At 54.9% G+C, this 6,561-nt stretch carries 5 protein-coding genes; 3 read left to right on the top strand and 2 right to left on the bottom strand.

What is annotated here, in order from left to right:
* The 3 genes from P8Y64_13690 to P8Y64_13680 form a co-directional block, all read left to right on the top strand.
* A partial coding sequence (locus P8Y64_13690) for a methyl-accepting chemotaxis protein (protein ID MEJ2061513.1) occupies positions 1–1,328 on the top strand: 1,328 nt, incomplete at its 5' end.
* A gap of 226 nt (positions 1,329–1,554) precedes the next feature.
* Positions 1,555–4,398 (top strand): hypothetical protein, encoded by a 2,844-nt coding sequence (locus P8Y64_13685; protein ID MEJ2061512.1) that lies wholly within the window; start codon positions 1,555–1,557, stop codon positions 4,396–4,398.
* Between the two features lie 58 nt (positions 4,399–4,456).
* Positions 4,457–5,116 carry a hypothetical protein gene (locus P8Y64_13680; protein ID MEJ2061511.1) on the top strand — a complete coding sequence of 220 codons (660 nt, stop codon included), beginning with the start codon at positions 4,457–4,459 and terminating at the stop codon, positions 5,114–5,116.
* Positions 5,117–5,193: 77 nt separating this feature from the next.
* On the opposite strand, the gene glcF is transcribed toward P8Y64_13680, so the two are convergent.
* Positions 5,194–6,420 (bottom strand): glycolate oxidase subunit GlcF, encoded by a 1,227-nt coding sequence (gene glcF / locus P8Y64_13675; GenBank protein ID MEJ2061510.1) that lies wholly within the window; start codon positions 6,418–6,420, stop codon positions 5,194–5,196.
* Between the two features lie 20 nt (positions 6,421–6,440).
* Positions 6,441–6,561, bottom strand: a 121-nt coding sequence (locus P8Y64_13670; protein ID MEJ2061509.1) for an FAD-linked oxidase C-terminal domain-containing protein, incomplete at its 5' end; no start/stop codon positions are given.

Raw genomic sequence — 6,561 nt, 5'->3', positions numbered from 1 at the left:
ACGAGTCCACCATGTCCTTTGAGCAATCGGCGGCGTATGACGATTTCAAACAGTCCTATCCCCGGTATAAAAAGAGCCTCAAGCAGCTGGAAGCTATCCAGGGCGGAGAGAAATGGCGCGCCGACGCTTATCTGATCCGTACCGAGATCGGACCGCTGCAGGAAAAGATCAATGCGAATCTTGACGGACTGGTCAAGCAGCTGAGTGCCGAGGTAAATATCTCCAACCAACGGATCATGTCCAGTGTGTCCAATACCCGCTTTGTGATCGCCGTCCTGCTTGCCATCGGCCTGGCGCTGGGCGTACTGGTCGCCTGGTTCATGAGCCGTGCGATTACGCGTCCATTGAATGCAACCGTTGCCGCTTTGCGGGATATTGCGGAAGGCGATGGTGATCTCACCGCACGTATCGCAACGACCTCCAGGGATGAGATCGGTGAGCTGGGGCAGGCTTTCAACACCTTTGCCGGCAAAATCCAGGCCTTGTTGGTCCAGGTGGCCGGATCAACGGCGGAACTGGCGAGTGCGGCGGAACGCATCTCGGCTATCACCGGCGAAACCGACAAGGGCGCCATCAGCCAGCAGGAAGAAAGCGATCAGCTTGCCACGGCCATTACCGAAATGGCGGCCACGGCCGAAGAGGTTGCGCGCCATGCCAGCGAGGCGGCACAGGCGGCGCAGAATGCAGATCAGGCCTCGACGACAGGGCGCGGCGTGGTGGCCGAGACCACGGCTGCCATCGAGGCGCTGGCGACCGAGATATCCACGGCCACCCAGGTCATGGCCGGCCTCGGCAAGGACAGCGAGCGGATCGGAGAAATCCTGGAGGTCATCGGCGGCATTGCCGAGCAAACCAACCTGCTGGCGCTGAATGCCGCCATCGAAGCGGCGCGCGCGGGCGAACAGGGGCGTGGCTTTGCGGTAGTGGCTGATGAGGTGCGCGGTCTGGCTGCACGCACCCAGCAGGCGACCGCGCAGATCCATGAAATGATCGAGGGGCTGCGTACCGGCACCAAGCAGGCGATCGACGTGATCGGCAAGAGCGAGACTCGGGCCCGCGCCAGCGTCGAACAGGCCGGGGAGGCGCGCACCTCGCTCGAATCCATCAATACCGCTGTTTCGACCATCAGCAACATGAACGGGCACATTGCCACGGCGGCGGGCGAGCAGAGCAGCGTGGCCGAGGAGATCAATCGCAACATCATTGCCATCACCCAGGTGGCCGAGCAGACCGCTGCCGGAACGCAACAGCTTGAATCCGCTAGCCGCCAACTGGGTGGCGTGTCCGAGCGTCTACAGACGTTGGTCGGACAGTTCAGGCTTCAATAGAGTCAGCGGTGGCTGGACAGTGCTTCATCCAGCGCGCTGATCCAGTGCTGCACCGGACAGTCTTTGACTCGACAGGGTTAAATACGAATGATTCGCAAGTCGCTGGGCGGCGCGAATTTGGGTAGTCTTGGCTGCGAAACACTGGTTCAGATCCCGATGGGCTCCCAAAGCGGCTTTCGTTGGGTGCATGCGGTGAAGGATTACTCAATAGACAGGGACGGTCATTATGTTAAATCGTGCCATTCCGCGAAGAACTCTCCTGCTGTCGATGATACTTTTTGTCTCGGCGGCTTATCTGGTCTACCCGTATATCCAGGCACGATACCGGGCGTATCAAGTGGCCAAAAGTGAGGCGGCGCTGCGGGATCGTCTTGACCCCAGAAAAGCACGCGATGTCGAGGACCTGCGTTACCGCATCACAAGGCTTGCACCACATGCCGCGAATGGAATCCAGATTAATGAGGTCTGGCAGCGTGGTGAGCGGGCCCGAGCGCAGAAGCGGCTAGGTAACGATAAGTACGACTACATCGTTCTCCCTGTAGAGGAAAATCTCCGGTATTACGACCGGGTGGCTCGACTGATGTCCGCCCGTTGGCTGGCGATGGCCTTGCATGAAGCGACCGGCAAGCGGGTCATGTCCCCCGAGTTTGCCATGCGCCTGCTTGGGAAGCGCAAGGTGCACCTGGATTACCCGGCGATAAACAGGCTCGCCTGGCGTGTTGGCGCGCAGGTTGTGCATGTCTATCTTGATTTCAAAAGCAGGCATACATTATTCGATTACAAAGCGCATCAACCTCTATCAATCAAAGGGCAGATCTATATTGTCCTGGCGGATCATCGAGGGCGGATCATCAAGAGATTTTCAACTGAGTTCCGTAATGATGGCAAAAAAAGATGTGAGGCAATATTCAGGCGTCTTGCTCCGGCGGCTGTTGCCGCATTAGTTGGCCGCCCTCCAGGGCAATCTGCACCGGTTGAGTTGAGTCAAGCTGGCCTGCCAAAAATCCCAAGCCATATCAGTGACCTGCCGCAAGCGGCTAAGACGCCGCTGGACAATGCTGTGTATCTGCAGCTGGTCGCGATGTTGACTCCTAAGCGAATGCACTATGAGCGTAAGCGCTTGTTCGAACGGTCATTGCTTGCACTTTCCCATGTTGACCCAAAGTCAAAAGATTACCCACTCCTGTCTGCGCGGGCTCTGTTTTATTTGTATCGTCGCCAGTCTGCTTTGGATGTTTTGTCAAATTCTCACAGTAATTCAGGAAAAGCCTTCATTGATTACCTGAATGGCAACTATCCCCAATTAAAACGGCTTGTTCCAAAGATAAACAATCCGGTTCTTCGGATAATGGCGTATCTGGAGTTAAGGAATATTGGTGACGTTTATTATAAGAAAAACGTTGAGAACGGGATTTCACTTTCCGCACCATCCCCGCAGTGGATTAATCTGATCCTGTCAGCGGGTCGTGATTATGACGGATGGTATGCACCCAATAACATCAAGTACTTTTCAAGCCTGTATGGATTGTTTCCTGAGTTCGATTCAGACCTGAAGAGTCAGTTAAGAGGCATATTTGCGAGCGGGGCATATTCTTCAGATCTTCAGGATTATGCAATCTTCAAGAAGATATTCGATTCGGCTTCTGGTGAGTACCACCAATCGACGCATCATAAATATGATGGCGAAATAGTAGCATCTGATATCTGGGCGCTATATAGAAATATCGCTGTAGCAAATCTTATGCGACAGCTTGAGCGGGATGTGAATATCTACGGCAGTTACGGCGCGGCTATACGTCTTGCCAGAGAGATTGAGCCCTGGTTTATGGGTAAGCCTGAATTTATGCAGTGGTATGCCTATGCGTTATACGAGCATGCGGATTCTCTGCAAGGAGATGCTAAAGCGTATGCACAGGAGAAGGCCTTTGTTCTGGCTGCAAAAACGGTCAAGTACAGTGGAGGTGAAAATCTATATTCCAATGCTGGCAGGTCGTTAACTTCATATTTGGAAAGATTCGTTCCCACACAAGTGGCATCGCGTTACCCGATGATATCCAGTTGTGGGATGCCGCGATGCGATTACCCTTCCAGTATGGCCGTTGATGACGACAATAATCGGCCTGATGCCCTGCCGTATGAGAATATGGATTTCGACCTGCTAGTTCAGGCACACAAGGAAAACAAGCTTGCGGGTTCTGCCCTGGATGAGATGCTTAAGCGTCGTTTTGATGGCGCGCCGAAAAAGGCTTCATTTGTTGCAGGCTTGCTTGCCGATAAGGGAGAGCGAAAGCAGGCAGTCGATTTGCTGAAAAAAACGATTGCCCAGAAGAGTGCGAGCTGGGATACCTATTTCAGTCTGGGCAAGTATCAGATTGAGGATGCTAACTATGCTGAGGCATCCAAGACTTTCATGTCATTCCCGGATTTCACTAATCCGCCAAATAATGATCGGGTCGCTACAGGTTATCGCGCATACGTGGCTGGTCGTGAGCTGTATTGGTTGGGTCGTTATAAGGAGGCAATGCCTCTGTATGAGGTTGCCTCAAACCTTGATGTTGGGTCGTCCTGGCAATTTCTTGCGACCAAGTATCTTTCTTTTGTTCGCAACGATTACGGCGCTGCAATTCAGGCCGCCTACCTGCTTGGACAGCGATACAACGATGCTGCTGGATTTCGTGACTACCTGACGATACTGCATTTGGCTGGATTGCATAGTCAGGCTGAAGCTGGATTCACGCAACTGGCACCGCGATTTGATTCGGTTTATATCTGGAAATCCCAGGTAATTGGGCAGCGCATGGAGAGTGTGCCCTTTGATAAAATTCTTGCCTGGGCGAGTGGCTACTTAACAGGCTCGCATGGCGATTCTCAGGCCCGTAATGCTGCGCACTATTTGGTTCAGCAGGCAGTTATTGATCGGTCGCAGAGTCTGGCCAAGGTCAAGTCTATATCGAACATCGATATTGCCCATGGTGCGGTGATGCTTTACCTGACTAAAACTGGAACGCTTGCCATTCGTTTAAATCTTGGTGGCGACATAAGTAAAGACGCCAAAGCCTTTTACTGCTAAGTGTAAGAGAGAGGTTTTAGAGCTAAATCCATATGCGCAGGACGAAGCCGTAGGATTTATGTATCCCTATGTCTTATTGAAGACGGGTCGGCCAGATCAGTCTCTTAAGGCATTTCTTGCGTATGATGTGTTCTATCCGCTTGAAGATAAATACCACGTTGGATCATTGTTCCCCTATTTCGCTATGGCCGTTTCAGATGCAAACCAGCGGAATGCATTGACGAATATAAGCAAATTATTGAATGTGCATGCCAGTGATCCGGGAAATATTTTTGAGACCAGCCTTTCGCGCGCTGTAGTCGATGCCGCTTTGGCTCGCGATGATGATAGTTTTAATGCGCTCACCAAAGCCTATAGAAATATTCAATATGATCCTGAAGGTCTTCTCGGTAATTGGTATACGCTGATACAAGTGGCCGCCTGGATCCATAAAAAAACTGGCGATGATCGCTTTATTGACCGGGCGGTTGAGTGGGCCAGGATGCATGAGGTGATATTGCCCCAGGATGCGTGGGCATATGCTTTTGAGGCTAGATACGCCAAGAGACGCTCTGATCGGGTTCGGGCTGCCGCCTTTGCTGAATATCTCGATCCAAAATCCGAATGGCTGTCCGAGGTGCCGGCCTCGATCCGACGCCAGGCACATGCCTGGTGGCCAGCCCATAACCCATTCAAGATAAAGCAGGATCAGGATACCAAGCGTAAGGTGACGCTCTAGTCCGAAAATTGCTGTCAGTGGCGTGTTTCATATGCTAGCGGCGTGCAATCTTAAAACTACGCACGATTGACGAGGGATTAGCCTTCTGTTCGTGACAACGCCACGTCCAGCACACTGATCCAGTGCTGCACCGGGATGCCGGCGGCCGCGGCCAGGTGAGTCTGGCAGCCGATGTTGGCGGTGACGATGCATTCGGGGTTGTGTTCCAGCAGGTTGCGCAGTTTGTTGTCGCGCAGCCGAGTGGAGAGTTCCGGCTGCAGCAGCGAATAGGTGCCGGCAGAGCCGCAGCATAAATGGCCGTCGGTTACCGGCACGAGCTCGAAACCAAGCCTGCCAAGCAGTTGCTCGGTTTTGCCGCGCAGCTTCTGTCCGTGCTGCAGCGTGCAGGGCGGATGAAAGGCGACGCGCTGCGTTTTGGGCAGCTTGATCGCGTCCACTTGTTCATTGTCCAGCACTTCACTGATATCACGCGCCAGCGCCGAGACGCGTGCAGCCTTGTCGGCGTAGTCGGGATCATCGCGCAGCAGGTAGCCGTATTCCTTCACCATCGCGCCGCAGCCGCTGGCCGTGATTACGATCGCTTCCGCACCTTGTTCGACTTCCGGCCACCAGGCATTGATCAGGCGCTTGATGGTGGCATGCGCCTCATCCGTGGCATTCAGATGATGACTTACCGCGCCGCAGCAGCCGGCATCCGGCGTGCGTACGAGGCTGATTCCGATCCGGTCGAGAATACGTGCGGTCGCTGCATTGATGCCGGGGTCAATACCGGGTTGTACGCAACCGTCCAATACCAGCATGCGTCGGGCATGACGCGCTTCGGGCCAGGTCCCGGCATGGACGCGCGGCGGCACCTGGGCGCGCAGGGCACCCGGTAGCAGTGGACGGACCAGTTGGCCCAGGCGCAGTAGCGGCGTGAAGCGGCCAGGATAGGGGAGCACGCTCAACAGCAGTTTGCGAAACAGTCTTTCGCCGGCCGGGCGGGCTACCCGTTGCTCCACCAGCTCACGACCGATGTCGACCAGCTTGCCGTATTCCACGCCGGACGGGCAGGTGGTTTCGCAATTGCGGCAGGTCAGGCAGCGGTCGAGATGCAACTGGGTGTGGCGGGTCGGGGCGTGCCCCTCCATCACCTGTTTCATCAGATAAATTCGCCCGCGCGGCCCATCCAGCTCGTCGCCCAGCAACTGATAGGTGGGACAGGTGGCATTGCAGAAACCGCAATGCACGCAGGTGCGCAGAATGCGGTCGGCCTCTTTGCCCTGGGCGGTGTCGCGGATACTGTCAACGAGTCGGGTTTGCATGGCGTGATGTCCGGCGCGGCTCAGAATCCGCGGTACATCCGGCCGGGATTGAGGATGCCGGCCGGGTCCAGGGATTGTTTGACGCGCTGGTGGTATTTCATCAGCGCCGGGGCGAGGGGATGAAAGATATCGCCGTTACGG

This window comes from Gammaproteobacteria bacterium, assembly GCA_037388465.1.
Classification (GTDB): Bacteria; Pseudomonadota; Gammaproteobacteria; order SpSt-1174; family SpSt-1174; genus JARRKE01.
This window is presented reverse-complemented; position numbering and strand designations above follow the sequence as displayed.